The organism is Brevundimonas sp. LPMIX5 (genome assembly GCF_003576505.1).
Classification (GTDB): Bacteria; Pseudomonadota; Alphaproteobacteria; order Caulobacterales; family Caulobacteraceae; genus Brevundimonas; species Brevundimonas naejangsanensis.
The window spans coordinates 1-16,193 of the sequence record NZ_QWTZ01000016.1 but is presented as its reverse complement, the minus strand read 5'-3'; the positions used below and the strand labels follow the sequence as shown (position 1 = coordinate 16,193).

Below are 16,193 nucleotides of genomic sequence, written 5' to 3'. Positions count from 1 at the left end.
TCAGGTCTCCGCCTTCAGCCGCGCCTCGGCCTCGTCGCGCGCCTGCGGGTCGCCGACGTGCATCCAGTCACCGTCCAGCACGCAACCGAAGAGACGCCCCTCGGCGGCCGAGGCGCGCCACAGGGGGCTGAGGGAGAAGGGGCCGTCGGGGCCGTGGTCGGCGTAGTCAGGTCGGGTGATGTGGACGCCCATATAGGCGTAGGGCGCGCTGGCCGCCTCGCCCCGGAAGATCAGGGCGCCGTCGTCCCCGAGGAAGAAGTCGCCGCCGCCCTCGAAGCCGATCGAGCCTTCGCGCCGGGCCAGCAGCAGGGCGGCGTCCATGCGCTCGGGGTCCCACAGGCGGATGAGGTCGCCCAGCGCGTCGCCTCGGTCGATCCAGACGCTGTCGATATTGGCGACGAAGACGGGATCGTCGCCCAGCAGGGGGCGAGCCTTCTTCAAACCGCCGCCGGTCTCCAGCAGTTCGGCGCGCTCGTCGGAGATGCGGATCGTCGGGCGCGTGCGGGCGGCCAGATGGCTTTCCAGCCGGTCGGCGAACCAGTGGACGTTGACCATGGCGTCGGTCACGCCCGCCTCGGCCAGCCGGTCGAGAACATGGTCGATCAGCGCCTTGCCGCCAACCTCGACCAGAGCCTTGGGCCGGTCGTTGGTCAGCGGACGCATCCGCGTGCCGAGCCCGGCGGCGAGAACCATGGCGGTGGTGGGGGCGGTCATCGACGCAGATCCTCCGGCACATGGCGGTCCATCCAGGCGGCGACGGCGTCGAGGCCCGGCGCCTTCAGATTGGCGTTCAGGTGCGCCCACATGCGCGGCATGAAGGCGGCGTAGCGGGGCTTGCCGTCGCGGGCGATCAGGCGGGCGAAGACGCCCAGAATGCGCGCCTCGTTCAGGGCGGCCAGACCGGCGTAGGACGCCATGAAGGCCTCGCGGTCGGTCTCGGGGCGCAGGGCGAAATAATGGTCGAGCGCCAGGGCCTCCAGCTCGGGCGCCACGTCGCGGCGGGCGTCCTGCAGCAGGGAGTGCAGATCCCATGACGGGTGGGCCTTCACCGCGTCCTGGAAATCGATCATCCCGACCGAGGCGGCGCCGGTCTTGCCGTCCAGCCGGATCAGGTTCTCCGCGTGGTAGTCGCGGTGGGCCATGACGGTCGCGCCCGCCTCGCCCGCCGCCGTGATTGGGGCCCAGGCTGTGCGCCATTCGGCGATGGCGGCCTCGTCGAAGCTGAGGGTCGGGATCAGTTTCGGCAGCCAGTCGACGAACAGGTCGGCCCCGCCCTGCAGCGCTGTCTGGTCATAGGCCAGCAGGGGCCAGTCTCCCGCCGGGCCGGTCAGGACTTCGGGCGTCGGGGCGGCGTGCAGGACGGCCAAAGCCTCGACGGCGGCGCGATAAAGGGGCGCCGGATCGGCGCCGTTCTCTATGACGCGGGCGAACAGGGCGTCGCCGAAATCCTCGATCACGGCCAGACCGTTCGGGGCGTCGACGGCGACAATCTCGGGCGCCGACAGGCCGAGCGACTTCAGATGGGCGGCGACGGCGGCGAAGGCCTCGATGCGTCCTGCCGACAGGCGAGCGACCGCGTTCCAGCCGTGCGCATGGCGCTGTTCCGGCGTCCACGATGGATCGCAGGGCTGGCTCTCGGCGGCGGGAGCCTGATCCATCAGCATCAGGGAGGCGCCCGAGGGCGTGGTCAGCCGCTCGTAGCGCCGCGTCGAGGCGTCGCCGGGCAGGGGCGCGCGGACGGCCCCGGCCAGACCGGCCGAGCGAAGGAAGTCGAGACGGAGGGCTTCGCGGTCAGACATGGAGTTCCTTCAGTTTGGCTTCCCACGAGCCTGCGCCGGAAACGGTCGCAACTCTTCCGGAGAGGCCCCTATCGCCCTGGCTGAGGGCGGCTGCTTGAGGGGCGGGTTCCGAGATTTCGATCGTCAGCCGGTCGGGGCCGAGCATCTGGCCGGGATCATCGCCCAGCCGTTCGGGCCATTCGATCAGGGCGCAGCCTTCGTCCAGCGCCTCGTCCAGACCAATCTCAAAGGCTTCTTCGGGACGGCTGAGGCGATAGAGGTCGAAATGGGCGATGGGCGGGTCGCTCTCATAGAACTGGACAAGGGTGAAGGTCGGCGACGGCACGTCCTCGTCGGGGCGCGTCAGGGCGCGGATCAGACCCCGCGCCAGGGTCGACTTGCCCATGCCCAGCGGGCCGTAGAGCAGGACGGACTCGCCCGGCGCCAGCAGGGGGGCGATGGCTTCACCCAGGCGGGTGGTGGCGTCGGCGTCGGGAAGGTCGAAAGTCATCAGGCGAAGGTCGCGTCAGGATCGGCGGCCAGGGTCCGCTCGACGAAGGTTTTCAGTTTCAGGGTGGCGGACTGGGCATCGATGTCCAACGCCAGCGGCGGGATGGGGCGGCCGACGATCAGGTCGAAGGCGCGGCCCTTCTTGTTCAGCAGTTCGTGGAAGAGGGTGATGTCGCGCAACTCCTGCGACACATTGTCGAACAGGTGGAAAAGGCGGCTGGTCGGACCAGAGACGTGGATCGGGATGACCGGCGCCTCATATTTGCGGGCAAGCGAAGCGGCGGTTGCGGCCCATTCGGGGTCGGACAGCAGGCCGTCCGGGCCGACGCGGGCCAGGCGTCCGGCCGGGAACATGACGACGCAGCGTTCGGCCTCGAACGCCTCCCTGGCGGCCTGAAGCGTGGCTCGGGTCTTTTCGCGCGTGCGCTTGGCCGTGACCCATTCGACCGGGACCACGGTTTCCGACAGGCGCGGCGAGACGCGCAGGGCGTCGGCGTTGGCGAAATAGATCAGGTCGTCGCGCACCGTACGTAGGGCGTCATGCACGGCCAGGCCGTCGGCGATGCCGGTCGGGTGGTTGCACACCACCAGACATCGACCCGAAGCGGGCAGGCGGTCCAGATGCGCCGTCCGCACCGTCAACTCCAGCAGGTCCGAGACATAGTCCAGCGCCTGTCGCCCGCCCATGGGGCCGATGGCGTCGGCCATGCGGCGCGCCTTGGCGTAGTCGAGCAGGCCGTAAAGGGCGGGGCGGACCAGCGGCCATGCGGCCGATCCCGTCAGCCGGGGCGCGCGCTCGGCGATCAGGACGTCGACAATGTGGGGAGCCGAACTCATCGCCTGCTTGTCGCCGAGGCGGCGGCGGCGGGCAAGCGCCATCCCGCTTGGCGCAGGCTGTAGGGCCGCCTATGCAGGAAGCCTGACCATTCATGGGGGAGTGTAGCGTAATGACCCGATCACATTGGATGAGGGCGGCGGCTGTCCAGATGCTGTTGCTGGCTGGCGGTCTGGCGGCGACGCCGACGCTGGCGCGCGAAGCGCCCGTCGCGGCTGCGGCGTCGGCCGAGGCTCCGGCGTCCGATCGTCTGGGCCTGAAGGATCTGGCGATGATGGAGCGCGTCGGCGACCCGCGCGTCTCGCCGGACGGGCGTCGCGTCATCTATGCCGTCACCACGACGGACTGGGCGGGCAACAAGAATCAGATCGGCCTTTGGATGGTCGATGTCGACGGCGCTGCGCCTGCGCGTCGTCTGCCGATCTCCGACGGCGGCGTCTCGGGCGCGCGCTGGGCGCCGGACGGACAGTCGATCTATTTCATGTCCGCGCGCGGCGGGTCGAACCAGGTCTGGCGCGCGGACCGCGACGGCATGGCGGCGGCTCAGGTCACCACCCTGCCGGTGTCCGTGTCGGGTTTCCGCTTCACGCCGGACGGCCAGGCGCTGGTGCTGGGCGTGTCGGTCTATACCGACTGCGAGACGCTGGACTGCACAAAGGATCGCCTGGCCGAGCGGGCCAAGTCGACGCAGCAGGTCTATGACCGGATGCCGCTGCGCGTGTTCGACCGCTGGGCCGACGGGCGTCAGAGCCATCTCTTCCTGCAGCCGCTGAACGGCTCGGGTTTTGCCGAGGGCCAGCCGCGCGACCTGACCGCCGGGCTGGATGCAGATGTGGGCGTCGGCGAGAGCAGCCTAACCATCGCGCGCGACGGGCGCTCCTTCATCTATTCGGCGCGCAAACAGGCGGACCGCGCGCCTTTCACCAACGACAGCGACCTGTATCGACTGAGCCTGGACGGCGGCGCGCCGGTCAATCTGACCGAAGAGCATTCGGGGCCGGACGGGGCGCCCGCCCTGTCGCCCGACGGACGCCGTCTGGCCTGGCTGGCGGCTCCGCGTGAGAACGTCGGCGGCGATCAGCCGGTGGTCATGGTGGCCGATGCGAGCGGTGCCAACGCCCGCCAGCTGACGACCTGGGATCGAGGCCCCACCGGCCTGAGCTGGCGCTCGGATGGGCGGGCGCTTTACGTCACCGCCGCCGATGAGGGCCAGAACTGCCTGTTCGAGATCGACGCCCGCACCGGCGCGGTGAAGGCCCTGACCGACATCGGCTCGGTCGGCGACTTCGACGAGGTCGGCGACGTTCTGGCCTATGCGCATGAGAGCTTCACGGCTCCGACGCAGGTCTTCATCGCCAAGAACGGCCAGCCCGCGCGCCAAGCGACGCAGCACAACGCCGAGCTGCTGGCCCGCATCGACCTGCCCCGTCCCGAGGGTATCCGCTTCCCCGGCTGGAACGACGAGACGACGCACGGATGGGTGTTCAAGCCCGCAGGCTACGTCGAAGGCCGCAAATATCCGGCCGTCTATCTGATCCACGGCGGGCCCAAGTCGCCCTGGACCGAAAGCTGGTCCTACCGCTGGAATCCGCAGGTCTATACAGCGGCGGGCTATGCGGTGGTGATGGTCAACTTCCACGGATCGCCAGGCTACGGGCAGGCCTTTACGGACGCCATCAACGACCACTGGGGCGATCGTCCTCTGGAAGACCTGCGCAAGGGCTGGCAGGCGGCGCTGGCGGCCAATCCGTGGATCGACGGGGAACGGGCCTGCGCGCTCGGCGCCTCCTACGGCGGCTATATGGTCAATATGATCGCGGGCCAGTGGAATGAGCCGTGGCGCTGCCTGGTCAACCACGCGGGGGTGTTCGACGTGCCGCAGCTGATGAACGCCATGGACATCTCGACCTTCATCCATGAGTTCGGCGGCCCGACCTGGGACCGCAAGGCCGTCTATGACGTCCACAACCCCGAGACCTATGCGGGCGACTGGAAGAAGCCGATGCTGGTGCTGCACGGCTCCAGGGACTTCCGGGTGCCGATGGAGCAGGGGCTGGCGACCTTCTCGGCCCTGCAGCGGCTGAACATTCCCAGCCGCTTCGTCCATGTGCCGGACGAGAACCACTGGGTGCTCAAACCGCAAACCTGGGTCGAGTGGCAGCAGGAGATTCTGGACTGGACGGCCGACTGGACGAAGGAAGGTCAGCAAACGGCCCCTTAAACAGCAGGCTTTGCGGGCGGCGCGCGGCGGTGTTAGGCCTTCGGCCAGACTTCACATCCGCATGAGGAGCGCCTGAATGCGCCGCCTGCCCCATCTCCTGTCCGGCCTCAGCGCCGCCGCCCTGCTGACCGCCACGGCCCTGCCGGCCGTTGCCCTGCCTATGTGGGCCGAGGGGGCGCCCGCAGCGACGGCCTCGGCGACGGCCCAGGCCCGTGCGGCATTCACCTATCAGGACATGATCTCGGCCAACCGGCTGGGCGATCCTCAGGTGTCGCCGGACGGCGAGTGGGTGGTCTATGCCCTGACCCAGACGGATGTGGCGGCCAACAAGCGCTCCAGCGCCCTCTACATCCTGAGCCTGAAGGGCGAGGGCCAGCCGCAGAAGCTGGCGATCTCCGAAGGCGGCGCCAACACCGCCCGCTGGGGCGCCGACGGCAAGCTGTATTTCCTGTCGAGCCGCTCCGGCTCAAGCCAGGTCTGGGTCTCGGCGGACAAGGGCGCGACGGCGACGCAGGTCACGGCGTTGCCGACCGACGTCAACGCCTATCGCATCAACGACGCGGGCGACGCGGTGGCCGTGTCCCTGGCCGTCTATCCCGACGCGGCCGACCTGAGCGCCTCGGTCGCGCGCGGCAAGACCGAGGGCGAGCGCAAGTCGACCGGCCAGGTCTATGACCGCATGTTTGTGCGTCACTGGGATACGTGGAACGATCACACCCAGAACCACCTCTTCGTCCAGTCGATCGGCGCCGACGGCAAGGCGGGCGGCGAGCCGGTCTGGGTCACCAAGGGCTTCGATGGCGACACCCCCTCCAAGCCCTTCGGCGATGAGAGCGAATTCACCTTCGCGCCTGATGGGCAGTCGCTGGTCTTCTCGGCCCGTCAGGCCGGCAAGAGCGAGCCGTGGAGCACCAATTTCGATCTCTACAGCGTCGCCGTCTCTGCGCCCGGCCAGCTGACCAATCTGACCGAGGCTAACCCGGCCTGGGACACGGGCCCGGTCTTCTCGCCGGACGGCCAGACGCTGGCTTACCGCGCGATGGCTCGTCCGGGTTTTGAGGCGGACAAATACTCGATCTTCCTGCGCGACGTGGCCACCGGCCAGACGCGCCAGATCGCGGCCAACTGGGACCGGTCGGCCGACACCCTGCAGTGGTCCAAGGACGGAAAGACGCTCTATACGACAGCGGGCGATGTCGGTCAGACCAAGCTGTTCGCCATCGATACGCGCAACGGCGTGGTCACGCCGCTGACGGGCGAAGGCCACGTCGGCGCCTTCGGCCAGACGCCCTCGGGCTTCGTCTTCGCGATGGACAGCCTGACCTCGCCCAGCGACCTCTATTTCAAGACCTGGCGCGGCCGCGAAATGCCTCGCCGCCTGACCAATGTGAACCCGCAGCTGGCGACCAAGGCCTTCGGCGAGGCTGAGCAGTTCAGCTTCCCCGGCTGGAACGACGAGACGGTCCACGGCTACGTCATCAAGCCCGCGAACTACGTCGAGGGTCAGAAGTATCCGGTGGCCTTCCTGATCCACGGCGGGCCGCAGGGCTCGTTCGGCAACTCCTGGTCCTATCGCTGGAACCCCGGCACCTATGCGGGCGCGGGCTATGCGGTGGTGATGATCGATTTCCACGGCTCGACCGGCTACGGCCAGGAATTCACCGACGCCATCAGCCAGCACTGGGGCGACCGCCCGCTGGAAGACCTGCAGAAGGGCTGGTCCTTCGCTCAGTCGAAGTATGACTTCCTGGACGGCGACAACGCCTGCGCGCTCGGCGCCTCCTACGGCGGCTATATGATCAATTGGATCGCGGGCAACTGGCCGGGCGAGTTCAAATGCCTGGTCAACCACGATGGCGTCTTCGACACCTTCGGCATGGGCTACGGCACCGAGGAGCTGTGGTTCACCGAGTGGGAATACGGCGGCACGCCGTGGGAAAATCCGCAGGGCTATCAGAAGTTCAACCCTGCCAACCACGTGCAGAACTGGCGCGATCCGATGCTGGTGGTTCAGGGCGACCTCGACTTCCGCATCCCGACCTCCCAGGGCCTGTCGACCTTCACCGCCCTGCAGCGCAAGGGAATCGAGAGCCGCCTGGTCTTCTTCCCGGACGAGAACCACTGGGTGCTGAAGCCCGCCAACAGCCTGCAATGGCACAACGAAGTGTTCGGCTGGCTGGACAAGCACCTGGCCAAATAAGGCTCAGCCTGACTTCGGGGCGCGGTTCGTCAGGGCCGCGCCCTTCGTCTTTCGGGGAGGACGCATGACGCGACGAGGGCTTCTGGCGCCGCTGCTGGCGACCGTGGCGACGGCCGCCTGCGCGCCGTTGATCGGGCAGGGGGCGATGACGCCGGCGCAGTTGGGGCCGCCCGGCTGGCGCACGGCGCGCGCAGCCTATGGCGCCGATCCGCGTCAGACCTTGCGCCTCTATCGACCGGCGGCGGCGAACCGCTTGCCGATCCTGATCCTGTTGCCGGACGGCTCGCCCGAAGCGGTGGACGAACGGGCCGCGCGCGATCTGGCCGAGGGCGGCTTCATTGTGGTCCTGGCCGACCGACGCGAGGCGCCGGGCAGTCCGCACCCGGCCTTCATTTCCGACGCGGCGGCGGCTGTCGCCTGGGCGGCGAAACGGGTCCAGGATCTCGGCGGCGATGCTGAACGCATCGGCGTTCTGGGACTGGGCGAGGGCGGCCGGGCGGCCCTGATGCTGGTCTTGGATCGACGCTATCTGGCGGCGGCCGGCGCGCCTGCCGCCGCGCGCGCGGCGGCGGCCCTGAGCGCAAATGAAGGGCCGGACAAGACCTTCACCGACCCTTCGGCCTATGGCGTCGCCTCTGATTCAGCGCCTGTGTGGCGTGGAGCGACGGGCGATATGGCGGGCGCAGTCGCCTTCCTGCGCGAAGCCCTGGCCTAGGTCTCGGCGGTCAACTGTCATGTCGGCGTGTTTCCCCTGTCTCGCCAAGGTCACGGTTTTCCGCTAGAGGAAGCCATGACAGACAAGATGACCCCCCAGGCGGCGCTGGACCGCCTCGAAAACCTCTACAATCAATCCGTCGCCAATCTGCGCCAGGCCGTGAAGACCTTCCTGGCGACCGGCGAGCGCGCCGAACCCGAAGCCCGCGCGGCGGGCCTGTTCGCCTATCCCCGTCTGACGGTGACCTGGCACGGCGAGCGGCCGCAGAATCTGGAAACCCGCGCCTATGGCCGCCTGTCGTGGCCCGGCGTCTATTCCACGACCATCACCCGGCCTGACCTGTTCCGCCCCTATCTGCTGGAGCAGCTGACCCTGCTGGCGAGCGAATACGGCGCCGATTTCAAGGTCGAGCCGTCGGATCAGGAAATTCCCTTCCCCTATGTGCTGGATGGTTCGGACGTGGTGCTGGACCGCACCATGACGGCGGCCATCGCCCGCTGGTTCCCGACGACCGAACTGGCCCACATCGGCGACGAGGTGTCCGACGGCCTGTGGGAGCCGGGCGAGGAGCATCCGCTGGCCCAGTTCGACGCCCTGCGCACCGACTTCTCCCTGGCGCGGCTGCGGCACTATACCGGCACCCCGGTCGAGGACGTGCAGAGCTTCATCCTCTTCACCAACTACAACCGCTACGTCGACGAGTTCGTGCGCTGGGCCACGGCCCAGATCGCCGATCCCGACAGCCCCTATGAGGCCCTGTCCTGCGCCGGGGGCGTGGTGGTGACGCGCGCCACCGATGATCCGGAGGCGGCCATCATGGACGCCGCCTGGCGCAAGCATCAGATGCCCGCCTATCACCTGACGCGGCCGGACGGTCAGGGCATCACCCTGGTCAACATCGGCGTCGGCCCGTCCAACGCCAAGACCATCTGCGATCACCTGGCGGTCATGCGGCCGCACGCCTGGATGATGATCGGCCACTGCGGCGGCCTGCGTGGCAGCCAGACCATCGGCGACTATGTGCTGGCCCACGCCTATCTGCGTGACGACCATGTGCTGGACGCCGTCCTGCCCGCCGACATCCCCATCCCCAACATCGCCGAGGTGCAGCGCGCCCTCTATGACGCGACCAAGCTGGTCTCGGGCGCGCCGGGCGAAGAGGTCAAGAAGCGGCTGCGCACCGGCACCGTCGTCACCACCGACGACCGCAACTGGGAACTGCGCTATTCCAAGTCGGCCCTGCGCTTCAACCAGAGCCGCGCCGTCGCCATCGACATGGAAAGCGCCACCATCGCCGCGCAGGGGTATCGTTTCCGCGTGCCCTACGGGACGCTGCTGTGCGTCTCGGACAAGCCGCTGCACGGCGAAATAAAGCTGCCGGGCCAGGCCAACCGTTTCTACGAGGGCTCGATCTCCGAGCATTTGCAGATCGGTATTCAGGCGGTGGAACTACTGCGGGCCGAGGGCGCGCGCCTGCACTCGCGCAAGCTGCGCGCTTTCGACGAGCCGCCTTTCCGGTAAGAGGGCGCTATCGCGCGACGCGGTCGCTCGCTGCATGAGCGCAGGCGCGGCGCCTCTCCCTCCCCTTCATGGGGAGGGTGGCTGAGGCCGTTAGGCCGAAGCCGGGTGGGGGCGGCTAGGCTGCTGATCAAGCTCCGCCCGCCTGCAGCGGCGCTCTGCGCTCATATCGCCTGGCCCTCCCCACCCGGTCTCCGCTTCGCTGCGACCACCCTCCCCATGAAGGGGAGGGAGAGGCTCGAGTTTGTTTTCAAGAAAGAACTTTACAACATAAAGTTCTTGGCTCATCTTTTGCATCACAGGCAGGGAGAGACGCCATGACCCGCGACCAGGTTCAATCCGTTCACGACGACATCGCCTATATGAAGGCCCTGGCCCAGGAAGGGCGGCATGCGCCGCTGCTGGGCGGGCGCATCCTGATCATCGCCGGACTGGTGTTCGGCGTGGCGGCGCTTGCCCACTACGGCGTCCAGAGCGGCGTGATCGAGGTGTCGCCCATGGCCTATCCGCTGCTGTGGGGCGCAGCCATGGTGATCTTCTTCGGCGCCCTGATGGTCGAGATCAAGCGCTGTGGCCACAGGCCGGGCGCGCGGTCGGCGGGCAACCGCGCCGCCGGCGCGGGCTGGATGGGCGTGGGGCTGGCAACCTTCGTCATGTTCCTGTCGATGGGCGTGATCGCCTGGATGACAGGGCGCGGCGACGCCTTCGCTATCTTCCCGTCGCTGATCTTCGCCCTCTACGGCTCCGGCTGGGCGGTCTCGGCGACCATGAGCGGCCAGAGGTGGCAGTGGCGGCTGGCCATCGGAGCCTGGATCGCCGCGCCCCTGATCGCCTTTTTGATCGGCAGCCCCCTGTTGTGGCTGGGCTATGCGGCGGGGCTGTTCCTCTTTGCTTTCGTTCCCGGCCTGATCCTGGCGCGCCAGGAACCGGCGGAGGTGGTCTGACATGGCCGCCGCAGAACCGGCTGACGATTTCAACATCGGCCGCATCGACGAAGTGATCCACGGCCGGGTGCGTCTGGGGATCATGGCTTATCTGTCCGGCGTGGAGAGCGCTGACTTCGGCGAGCTGAAGGCCCGGCTGCAGACCACGGACGGCAATCTGTCGGTGCATCTGCGCAAGCTGGAGGAGGCGGGCTTCGTCTCCGTGTCCAAGAGCTTTCAGGGCCGCAAGCCCCTGACGCGCGCCAGCATGACGACGGCGGGGCGCGACGCCTTCCTCGCCTATCTGGACGCCATGTCCGCCCTTGTGGCGGGCCGCTAGAGCAGCTGGCGCCCGATGCTGAACCGGCTATGGAGGGCGGGTATGAGCCAGCGCCCTTCATCATCCGACACAGGCGGGTCCGGTCCGTTTTCGGCGCTGGCTGTCGAGCCGTGCGTCTGGGTCGATCCGGTGGCGGTCGTGGCGGGGATCCACCAGCGCGAGGGAGCGCTGGGGTTGATCGCCGGGGCCGGCGATCCGGCCGCGCATGGAGGGCGGATGTCCTTCGTCGCCTGCGAGCCGGATCTGTGCGTGATAGGGCAGGTGGACGAAGCGGCGCCTTTCGAGGCTCTGCGGAGTCCGGCCTTTGCGGGCGGCGGGGTCGTCGGCCTGATGAGTTATGATGCGGGGGCCCGCCCGGCGACGGGCGAGCGGGGCGGGGACTGGCCCGATCTGATGCTGGCCCGCTATCCGGCCCTTCTGGCCTTCGATCACCAGACGAAAGAAGTGCGCGCCGTGGGGCGGGGCCGCACCGGGGCGCAGGCGCGCGAACAGGCGCGTCGGGCGGCGGCCTGGCTGACGCAGGCGCGGGCGCCGACGACGCCGTCCGCGCCGGCTTCCGCCTTTGAGGGCGAGGCGGCGCCGGAGGTCTATGAGGCCGCCGTAGCGGATGTCGTGGGGCGCATCGCGGCGGGCGAGCTGTTCCAGGCCAACATCGCCCGCGCCTGGTCGGGCGGGCTGGCGGCGGGGCGTGATCCGTTCGATGTCTTTGTGCGGCTGTCGGCGGTGCGGGGCGCGGCCTACGGCGCTTTCTGGCGGCTGGGCGATCGGGTGATCGTGTCCAATTCGCCGGAACTGTTCCTGACCTTCGACGAGGCGAGCAAGCGGATCGAGGCCCGGCCGATCAAGGGGACGCGGCCGCGTGGGGCCGATCCGGCGCGCGACGACGCCCTGGCGGCTGAACTGACGGCCAGCGCCAAGGATCGGGCCGAAAATCTGATGATCGTCGATCTGATGCGCAACGACCTGGCGCGGGCGGCGCGGCCGGGAACGGTCCGGGTCGAGGGGCTGTGCGAGCTGGAACGCCACCCCACGGTGCATCATCTGGTCTCAACCGTCAGCGCCGAGGCGGCCGCAGGCTTCGGTCCGGCCGAGGTGCTGGAGGCGGCCTTTCCGCCGGGCTCCATCACCGGGGCGCCCAAGCATCAGGCCATGAAGGTGATCGCGGCGCATGAACCGCCGCGCGGGGCGTGGTGCGGTTCGCTGTTCGGATGGGGGCTGGCGGGCGATCTCCGTCTGACGGCGTCGGTGCTGATCCGCACGGCGGCCTTCGTTGAGGGTGCGGCGGGCTGGCGCTGGCGCGCTCAAGCCGGGGCGGGCATCGTCGTCGACAGTGATCCCCACGCCGAGCGGCTGGAGACCGAAGCCAAGATCCAGGCGTTGCGCGAGGCGTTGGCGGGGTAGGTCAGCAGTCGGTGCAGACGACGCGATCAACGGTGCGCGGCCGCAGGAAGTAACGCCGTGACAGGGTGACCGGCTTGGGCAGGACGGCGGCGAACGGCGACCTGTAGATATACTGGGTCTCGCCCATGATCACCGTCTGCTCCTTCTCGACCACGTCGGGCGGCAAATCGGTGACGCGATTGCCGCGCTGTAGAGGCGACAGCGCCTTGCCGTTGCCGTGGCTCCATTCGATTGTAGCCACGCCCCGAGCGTCGACGGAGATGCTGGTGGTGCGGATGGAAAGTTCGGCGGCGGGGAAGGGGCGCATGATCAGGCCCCCGACGGCGTAGATGGCGTTGATCCCGGCCCGGTTGGTTCTTTCGCTCTGGGCGACCAGGTCCGACACGACCGAGGCGGCGTGACTGGCGCGGCGCTGGGCCATGAAGCCCTGGCTGAACTCGACCAGGCCGAAATAGAGCAGGATCATCACCGGCGCGATCAGGGCGAACTCGATCGCCGTGGCGCCGTCCCGGTTACCGAGCAGGCGGAACAGGGAGCGGAGACGCAGACGCCGGCTCATTGATAGGGCTCGTTGCGGAAGGCCAGGGTGGTGGTCAGCATCACCCGCCCGTCCTTGGTGCGCGACACCGCCTGGGCGATCATCGGCGTGACGATCGGCTGCTCGTACCAGATGCGGACCAGCACTCGCTCGCCGGGGCCGCCGGGCTCGAACTTCAGGCCGGTGGGGTCGAACAGGTCGCCGCTGGTGGGGTCCGGCGGGGCCTTGCTCGGGTCAGTCAGGGAAAAGTCGTCCAGTACGCGCACGTCGATGAAGGCGCGGCGGCCGCAGTCGCCGGAAAACAGGCTCATCTCGGCGCAGAACTTGTCCTTGAACTGCTCGGGCGTCAGTTCCTGGGTCTGGGCCTGGCCGGTGCGCACCTGGCGGGCGGCGTCCGAGGCGGCGGTCTCGACCAGGGCGTCGACCAGCAGCATCAGGCCGATCTCCAATATGCCGAACAGCAGCAGGAAGAAAGGAAGGGCGACCAGGCCGAACTCGATGGCGTTCGAGCCCTCGCGTCGTTTCCGGTCGTGAGAACGTCGCGCCAAGGCCCGGCCTTTTAAGAGCCGCGCCCGGCGGGCGCAGCAGGGGCGCAGGTCGCGCCGCAGGTCACTTCGGTCGTCTCGCGGCCGCGCCAGACCCGCACTGTTCCGGCGTTGCTGGGCGCCACCACGATCTGGCGCTGGAACAGGGGGCGGCCCAGACCGTCCACGGCGATGACCTCGGTCACCCCATAGGCCTTGCCGGTGATGAACAGGGTGCGGGCGTCGGTGACGGCGACGTCGGCGATGGCGGGATTGGCGACGATGACGGACCCGGCGGCGGCGCCCAGCTGGACGCGCGCAGCCTGATGGATCGGAACTTCCAGTTGACGGCTCTGCGCCGTCGCCGCCGTCGCGCCCAGAACAACCGGCAGGCCGACAAGCAGCAGGCGGATCAGGGTCGCCCTGTGGGGCTGGGCCGATGCCGTCATGTCGGAACCTCCGAAGTCAAAAGAACGGGCGCGCGCGACGCCGCGCGTGAACTGTCGCGCGCAAAGGTCAAGATTTCCTGAAATTCGCGTGTCCTCGGAGGATTGGGCTATTTCATAGTAAACATATAAGTAACCATCATAATTTTGCGACAGAGGGCTAGATTTTACGCGTCCTTAATCCGATCCGGCGCACGATCGTCAGGCATACGGGGATCAAGCGGGCAGAAAACCGGTGACCCTGAATGGTGGGACTGTTGCTCGCTCTGAACAAAAGGAAGACAACTCATGCGTAACTTCATCAATCGCTTCGCCAAAGACGAATCCGGCGCCACGGCCATCGAATACGGCCTGATCGCCGCCCTGATCTCGGTAGTCATCATCGGCGCGCTCGTCGCCATCGGCCCGAAGGTTCAGGCTATGTTCGGTACGGTTAAAACTGAACTTGAGACGGTGGTTCCCGACGAAGGCTAAGGTCTTTTTGGACTTAAGTGCGACGGCCGGAGTTTTTGCTCCGGCCGTTTTTCTTTGCAAGTGAGTTTAGTGTTGAGCGCTTCGCAATCGAGGAAACCGAGTTTTAAAGACTTGCTATCAGGGTGGTGAGATGGATTCTCTTTCGTTCCTTCTCCTCGCCGCTCTGCCGGTGCTCGCCGTCGTCGCGGCTCTGCACGACCTGACGACGATGAAGATCCCGAACTGGATCTCGATCGCGCTCGTCGTCGGCTTCTTTCCGACGGCGCTGGCGCTGGGGCTGCCGCTGAGCGTGGTGGGCGTTTCCGCCGGGATGGCGTTGGCGGCGCTGTTCATCGGCGCGGGGATGTTCGCCTTGAATTGGATCGGCGGGGGCGACGCCAAGCTGCTGGCGGCGGCGACCCTGTGGATGGGGCTGTCGGGCACGCTGCACTTTCTCCTCTATACGGGCCTGGCGGGCGGAGCCTTCTGCATGCTTCTGCTGACGGCGCGCAGTCGCCTGCCCATCCTGGCCCAGACGGGGCCGGGCTGGGTGATGCGGCTGATGCAGCCCAAGGGCGACATTCCCTATGGCGTCGCCATCGCGATCGGCGCTCTTCTGGCCTATCCCGCCAGTCCGTTGATGGCCGCCTTCATCGCCGGTTGACCTGCGTTCGCCAAGGACTGTCCCGCTTAGGGACGCGTTAACCTCGATCCCTCATCATTGTTAACGGCAGGGGGCGGCCCGCGCGCTATCGCGTCGTCGCGTCTGCCGGAGACCGTCGATGAAGCCCGCCAAGATCGCCGTCATCTGTATCGCCGCCCTGGCCGCCGTCGGCCTGGCGCTGGTGGTGCGCGCCATGGGCTCGCCCGATCGGGAACCGGCGACGGCCTCGGCCGCCGTCGAGGCGCGGCCGATGGCCAAGGTGCTGGTCGCCGCGCGCGACCTTGAGGCCGGTCGACGCCTGGCCGACGCGGACCTGAGCTGGAAGGACTGGCCGGCCGAGGAATTGAATCCGCTCTTCATCACAGACGGCTCGACCCCGCCGCCCGCCAAGCCCGAAGGCGCCGCCGCAGAGAACGCCGCCGTTGACGCCAAGGGCGAGCAGAGCCGTGAGCAGGCGCGCGCCCAGGCGGTCGAGCGCGCCTTGAAGGCCGCCGCTGAACTGAACGGTCCGGGCGCCAAGTCCGACTATATCGGCGCCGTGGTGCGCGAACCCATTCTGGCGGGCGAGCCGATCGTGGCGCGCAAGATCGTCCGCGCCGGGGACAGCGGTTATATGGCCGCCTATCTGGAGCCGGGCACGCGCGCCATGGCCATTCGCGTCAATGTCGAGACCGCCGCCGGGGGCTTCATCCTGCCGGGCGACCGGGTGGACGTGCTGATGACGCGCGAGATCAAGAATAACGACAGCAGCGCCGGGCCGCGTTTCACGACGGCGACCATCATGCGCAACATGAAGGTTCTGGCCATCGACCAGACCACCCGCGCCGCCGAGGACGAAAAGGCCGTGGTCGGCGCCACCGCCACCCTGGCCGTCAGCGAACGCGACGCCGAACTTCTCGCCCTGGCGCGGTCCGAAGGGGACCTGTCGCTGGTGCTGCGCTCCTATGCCGACACGGCGGGGCCGTCGGGCCACGTTCCCGGCGCAGTAAGGCGCGGCGGCGAGCGGACGGGCGCAGTGGTCAAGGTCTATCGCGGCGGCGGCGACGTGCCGCAGGAAGTGCCGACGCCATGAGGATTTCGCGCATGAGCCGTTTCGCCGTCGCCGCCAGCGTCGCTGTGCTCGCTCT

At 68.2% G+C, this 16,193-nt stretch carries 17 protein-coding genes; 10 read left to right on the top strand and 7 right to left on the bottom strand.

Annotated features, from left to right (window positions below):
* From murU to D1604_RS13875, 4 genes are read right to left on the bottom strand one after another with little or no spacing between them, the layout of a single operon-like run.
* Positions 1-714, bottom strand: coding sequence for an N-acetylmuramate alpha-1-phosphate uridylyltransferase MurU (gene murU, locus D1604_RS13890; RefSeq protein WP_233552103.1), 714 nt, complete (start codon positions 712-714; stop codon positions 1-3).
* On the bottom strand, positions 711-1,799 hold the full coding sequence (gene amgK / locus D1604_RS13885) for an N-acetylmuramate/N-acetylglucosamine kinase AmgK (protein ID WP_119413769.1): 1,089 nt from the start codon (positions 1,797-1,799) through the stop codon (positions 711-713). Before amgK ends, murU begins: the two co-directional genes overlap by 4 nt.
* Positions 1,792-2,292 (bottom strand): tRNA (adenosine(37)-N6)-threonylcarbamoyltransferase complex ATPase subunit type 1 TsaE, encoded by a 501-nt coding sequence (gene tsaE / locus D1604_RS13880; protein ID WP_373561214.1) that lies wholly within the window; start codon positions 2,290-2,292, stop codon positions 1,792-1,794. Before tsaE ends, amgK begins: the two co-directional genes overlap by 8 nt.
* Positions 2,289-3,167 (bottom strand): 1-acyl-sn-glycerol-3-phosphate acyltransferase, encoded by an 879-nt coding sequence (locus tag D1604_RS13875; protein ID WP_119413767.1) that lies wholly within the window; start codon positions 3,165-3,167, stop codon positions 2,289-2,291. Before D1604_RS13875 ends, tsaE begins: the two co-directional genes overlap by 4 nt.
* Before the next feature lie 68 nt (positions 3,168-3,235).
* Here D1604_RS13875 and D1604_RS13870 point away from each other — a divergent pair, with 68 nt between their 5' ends.
* The 7 genes from D1604_RS13870 to D1604_RS13835 all read left to right on the top strand — a co-directional run bounded on the left by D1604_RS13870 (position 3,236) and on the right by D1604_RS13835 (position 12,441).
* On the top strand, positions 3,236-5,344 hold the full coding sequence (locus tag D1604_RS13870) for a dipeptidyl-peptidase 5 (protein WP_119413766.1): 2,109 nt from the start codon (positions 3,236-3,238) through the stop codon (positions 5,342-5,344).
* A gap of 76 nt (positions 5,345-5,420) precedes the next feature.
* On the top strand, positions 5,421-7,544 hold the full coding sequence (locus D1604_RS13865; RefSeq protein WP_119413765.1) for a S9 family peptidase: 2,124 nt from the start codon (positions 5,421-5,423) through the stop codon (positions 7,542-7,544).
* Positions 7,545-7,608: 64 nt separating this feature from the next.
* A complete protein-coding gene (locus tag D1604_RS13860; protein ID WP_119413764.1) occupies positions 7,609-8,259 on the top strand; it encodes an alpha/beta hydrolase fold domain-containing protein in 651 nt (216 codons plus the stop codon).
* A gap of 75 nt (positions 8,260-8,334) precedes the next feature.
* Entirely contained in the window at positions 8,335-9,780 is a 1,446-nt protein-coding gene (locus tag D1604_RS13855; protein WP_119413763.1) for an AMP nucleosidase, read from the top strand.
* A gap of 314 nt (positions 9,781-10,094) precedes the next feature.
* Positions 10,095-10,721: a hypothetical protein gene (locus D1604_RS13845; RefSeq protein WP_024354999.1), complete on the top strand. Its 627-nt coding sequence runs from the start codon at positions 10,095-10,097 to the stop codon at positions 10,719-10,721.
* Between the two features lies 1 nt (position 10,722).
* Positions 10,723-11,040, top strand: a complete 318-nt coding sequence (locus D1604_RS13840) for a winged helix-turn-helix domain-containing protein (RefSeq protein WP_119413761.1) — start codon at positions 10,723-10,725, stop codon at positions 11,038-11,040.
* Between the two features lie 42 nt (positions 11,041-11,082).
* Positions 11,083-12,441, top strand: coding sequence for an anthranilate synthase component I family protein (locus D1604_RS13835; RefSeq protein WP_233552102.1), 1,359 nt, complete (start codon positions 11,083-11,085; stop codon positions 12,439-12,441).
* Between the two features lies 1 nt (position 12,442).
* On the opposite strand, the gene D1604_RS13830 is transcribed toward D1604_RS13835, so the two are convergent.
* From D1604_RS13830 to D1604_RS13820, 3 genes are read right to left on the bottom strand one after another with little or no spacing between them, the layout of a single operon-like run.
* Entirely contained in the window at positions 12,443-13,000 is a 558-nt protein-coding gene (locus D1604_RS13830; RefSeq protein WP_119413760.1) for a TadE/TadG family type IV pilus assembly protein, read from the bottom strand.
* Positions 12,997-13,527 (bottom strand): TadE/TadG family type IV pilus assembly protein, encoded by a 531-nt coding sequence (locus tag D1604_RS13825; RefSeq protein ID WP_024354995.1) that lies wholly within the window; start codon positions 13,525-13,527, stop codon positions 12,997-12,999. Before D1604_RS13825 ends, D1604_RS13830 begins: the two co-directional genes overlap by 4 nt.
* An 11-nt stretch (positions 13,528-13,538) precedes the next feature.
* Positions 13,539-13,952, bottom strand: a complete 414-nt coding sequence (locus D1604_RS13820; protein ID WP_119413759.1) for a pilus assembly protein N-terminal domain-containing protein — start codon at positions 13,950-13,952, stop codon at positions 13,539-13,541.
* A gap of 285 nt (positions 13,953-14,237) precedes the next feature.
* On the opposite strand from D1604_RS13820, the gene D1604_RS13815 reads away from it, so the two are divergent.
* From D1604_RS13815 to cpaB, 3 genes are all read left to right on the top strand, one after another.
* The gene (locus D1604_RS13815; RefSeq protein WP_024354993.1) at positions 14,238-14,423 is read left to right on the top strand and encodes a Flp family type IVb pilin; all 186 of its coding nucleotides are present in this window, start codon (positions 14,238-14,240) and stop codon (positions 14,421-14,423) included.
* 130 nt (positions 14,424-14,553) lie between these two features.
* Entirely contained in the window at positions 14,554-15,066 is a 513-nt protein-coding gene (locus D1604_RS13810; RefSeq protein ID WP_119413758.1) for an A24 family peptidase, read from the top strand.
* Positions 15,067-15,184: 118 nt separating this feature from the next.
* Positions 15,185-16,138 carry a Flp pilus assembly protein CpaB gene (cpaB, locus tag D1604_RS13805; RefSeq protein WP_119413757.1) on the top strand — a complete coding sequence of 318 codons (954 nt, stop codon included), beginning with the start codon at positions 15,185-15,187 and terminating at the stop codon, positions 16,136-16,138.
* Positions 16,139-16,193 lie beyond the last annotated feature (55 nt).

Excerpts from the sequence above, each read along its gene's own strand:
- murU (WP_233552103.1), bottom strand. The coding sequence starts at position 714 with ATGACCGCCCCCACCACCGCCATGGTTCTCGCCGCCGGGCTCGGCACG.
- amgK (WP_119413769.1), bottom strand. The coding sequence starts at position 1,799 with ATGTCTGACCGCGAAGCCCTCCGTCTCGACTTCCTTCGCTCGGCCGGT.
- D1604_RS13875 (WP_119413767.1), bottom strand. The coding sequence starts at position 3,167 with ATGGCGCTTGCCCGCCGCCGCCGCCTCGGCGACAAGCAGGCGATGAGT.
- D1604_RS13870 (WP_119413766.1), top strand. The coding sequence starts at position 3,236 with ATGACCCGATCACATTGGATGAGGGCGGCGGCTGTCCAGATGCTGTTG.
- D1604_RS13865 (WP_119413765.1), top strand. The coding sequence starts at position 5,421 with ATGCGCCGCCTGCCCCATCTCCTGTCCGGCCTCAGCGCCGCCGCCCTG.
- D1604_RS13860 (WP_119413764.1), top strand. The coding sequence starts at position 7,609 with ATGACGCGACGAGGGCTTCTGGCGCCGCTGCTGGCGACCGTGGCGACG.
- D1604_RS13855 (WP_119413763.1), top strand. The coding sequence starts at position 8,335 with ATGACAGACAAGATGACCCCCCAGGCGGCGCTGGACCGCCTCGAAAAC.
- D1604_RS13845 (WP_024354999.1), top strand. The coding sequence starts at position 10,095 with ATGACCCGCGACCAGGTTCAATCCGTTCACGACGACATCGCCTATATG.
- D1604_RS13840 (WP_119413761.1), top strand. The coding sequence starts at position 10,723 with ATGGCCGCCGCAGAACCGGCTGACGATTTCAACATCGGCCGCATCGAC.
- D1604_RS13835 (WP_233552102.1), top strand. The coding sequence starts at position 11,083 with ATGAGCCAGCGCCCTTCATCATCCGACACAGGCGGGTCCGGTCCGTTT.
- D1604_RS13830 (WP_119413760.1), bottom strand. The coding sequence starts at position 13,000 with ATGAGCCGGCGTCTGCGTCTCCGCTCCCTGTTCCGCCTGCTCGGTAAC.
- D1604_RS13820 (WP_119413759.1), bottom strand. The coding sequence starts at position 13,952 with ATGACGGCATCGGCCCAGCCCCACAGGGCGACCCTGATCCGCCTGCTG.
- D1604_RS13815 (WP_024354993.1), top strand. The coding sequence starts at position 14,238 with ATGCGTAACTTCATCAATCGCTTCGCCAAAGACGAATCCGGCGCCACG.
- D1604_RS13810 (WP_119413758.1), top strand. The coding sequence starts at position 14,554 with ATGGATTCTCTTTCGTTCCTTCTCCTCGCCGCTCTGCCGGTGCTCGCC.
- cpaB (WP_119413757.1), top strand. The coding sequence starts at position 15,185 with ATGAAGCCCGCCAAGATCGCCGTCATCTGTATCGCCGCCCTGGCCGCC.